We start from the raw sequence: 2,257 nt of genomic DNA, 5'->3' as shown, positions 1-2,257 counted from the left end.
GCATATGGACTCTCAAATATGTATAAATTTGACGAGCCGCACAGATAAAATGGCTTTTGAATCGTGTTTTAAACAAGAGATTAATACTCTGTCACAAACTAATATTTTACGAGTTATGTTGAAACACTGTTAATAAAAACATTACTCATTGTGGGTATTTAAAGACGCCTAATTTGACATCAATTTGAGTGATATAAACCCTAAAAACACATCAGCCTGGCGATAAAAAAGGCAGCATCGCCACCTCTTCTATCAGTTAGTTTTATTACTTACCACCGCCCATACACATAGGGCTGTCTGGCACGTTATCGAGTTGCTTCATCCATTCATCTTTTGTATAAGTGTGAATAGATAGTGCGTGAATATTATTCGCTAGCTCTTCTGAAAGTGCTTTATTTACCGCTCGATGACGACCAATAAGGCGCAAGCCTTCAAACGCATCGCTGACAACAATCACTTTAAAATGACTCTCAGAACCAGCCGGAACATTGTGCATGTAGCTCTCATTGACCACGTTTAAATGACTTGGTGAAAACTCATTGTGCAATTTTGTTTCGATAACTTCTTGGATCATTATGATTCCTTAATAACGTATTGGCATTATCTGTGGGGGAAGTATAAACCCTAACTGGTCGACTGTCTGAGTATTTCATAACGAACGACTTAGGTTTGGTTGAGTTTTTTCTATCTTGTTCAGGCTGCATTTGAGACAATATCTTTGTTATTTCTTACATAAGTATCTCAAGCTATGAAAACCGAACTTACTCTTCTCGATAGAACTTTGACCTTACATCGTTTCCCCAACCGTTCAAATGAAACCCTTCAAGCTTGGGATGCGGGCGACGAATACATTATTAGTCACGTTGAAGAGATGAATCTTGAACCTGGCAAACACATCCTGATCATGAACGATAGCTTTGGTGCCCTGTCGGCATGGTTCTCTAAAGATCATGATGTCACCATGATGAGCGACTCGTTTATCTCTCATCGCGGTGCGCTAAAAAACTTGCAGCGCAATCAAAGTAACCGTGTGAACTTCCTGAATACGATGGATGATATCCCACACGGTATCGACCTTGTGATCATGCAACTACCGAAAACAAACCGTCATCTAGTATGGCAATTGAGCCAACTACGCCAAGCGTTGCCAGAAGGCTGCCAAGTCATCAGTGTAAACAAAGTAAAAGACATCCACACATCTACACTTAATATTTTCGAAAAATACCTAGGTGAAACCAAAACTTCTCTAGCGAAGAAGAAACATCGCTTGGTTTTCTCTTCACCAAATTGTCAGCCGCTTCAAACGGTCGAACCTTTTGTTGAATGGGATGTCGACGGTGAAGATATTCGCCTGAAAAATTTACCGAACGTTTACTCAGGCGAGGCACTCGATCAAGGCGCTCGCTATATGCTAGAGCACATCCCTCAAGATCCTGAACTGCGTCATATCATCGACCTAGGTTGTGGCAACGGTGTATTGAGTGTAAAAGCTGGGCAATTAAACCCACAAGCACGTATCACCTGTGTTGATGAAAGCTTTATGGCAGTGGAATCAGCGCGCCAAAATATTAAGGATAACCTTGGCGAAGAAGGTAATTTCCAGTTCATCGCCAATAACTGTTTAGATGGTTTTAAGAAAAACAGCACTTACTTAGTTATGTGTAACCCTCCGTTCCACCAACAACAAGCGATTACAGATCACATTGCATGGCAAATGTTCTGTGATGCAAAGCATGTTCTTAGCAACGGAGGCAAATTAATTGTTATTGGTAACCGACACCTCGGATACGATGTCAAACTAGCAAGACTATTTGGTGAAGCAAACGTTGAAACGCTTGAACTGAACCAGAAATTTGAGATATTACAAGCAACAAGAGAACCTGCGAATTTTAATAAATAAGCAGAAATGACGTCACAAGAATTTAAGATACCGAGCTCCTGGTGTGAATTTAGAAAGGATAAAGGAATGAAAAAACTGATTTTGGCTGCTTCTATTTTAGCTTTGACAGCATGTTCAGCCCCTCAGCAAGAACAGATCAACGTAATGCCAGAAGCTTCACTAAGCTCAAGCAACCTTGTACAAGGCAAAACATACACACTAACCAGTAAAGATGTTCGTGCCGCTCAATATGTTGCATTGGTTGATAGTGGCCGTTCAAACATTCAGCCAATTCACGCTAAGCAAAACATGCGTATTTCTCTAGAAAACGCTATTGCTCAACAATTGGAGTCTCAAGGTTTTCGTGCAAGCGTAAAC

3 protein-coding genes are annotated in these 2,257 nt (G+C 40.7%); 2 read left to right on the top strand and 1 reads right to left on the bottom strand.

The window, feature by feature from the left end:
• Positions 1-265 precede the first annotated feature (265 nt).
• Positions 266-574: a transcriptional regulator BolA gene (gene bolA, locus AB4653_RS24905; RefSeq protein ID WP_009848370.1), complete on the bottom strand. Its 309-nt coding sequence runs from the start codon at positions 572-574 to the stop codon at positions 266-268.
• Between the two features lie 174 nt (positions 575-748).
• Between bolA and AB4653_RS24900 the strand changes: the two genes are divergently transcribed.
• Together AB4653_RS24900 and AB4653_RS24895 are read left to right on the top strand one after the other, a co-directional pair.
• Positions 749-1,900, top strand: coding sequence for a class I SAM-dependent methyltransferase (locus tag AB4653_RS24900; RefSeq protein WP_009848369.1), 1,152 nt, complete (start codon positions 749-751; stop codon positions 1,898-1,900).
• Between the two features lie 66 nt (positions 1,901-1,966).
• On the top strand, positions 1,967-2,257 hold a 291-nt coding region (locus AB4653_RS24895; protein ID WP_372105567.1), incomplete at its 3' end, for a YajG family lipoprotein.

Source organism: Vibrio sp. 10N.222.48.A3 (assembly GCF_041475345.1).
In the GTDB taxonomy this organism is placed as follows: Bacteria; Pseudomonadota; Gammaproteobacteria; order Enterobacterales; family Vibrionaceae; genus Vibrio; species Vibrio tasmaniensis_A.
Note: the sequence above shows the minus strand (reverse complement) of the source record. Positions and strands in the feature narration are given on the sequence as shown.

Bases quoted from the DNA above. Each gene is read 5' to 3' on its own strand.
- bolA (WP_009848370.1), bottom strand. From the start codon at position 574: ATGATCCAAGAAGTTATCGAAACAAAATTGCACAATGAGTTTTCACCA.
- AB4653_RS24900 (WP_009848369.1), top strand. From the start codon at position 749: ATGAAAACCGAACTTACTCTTCTCGATAGAACTTTGACCTTACATCGT.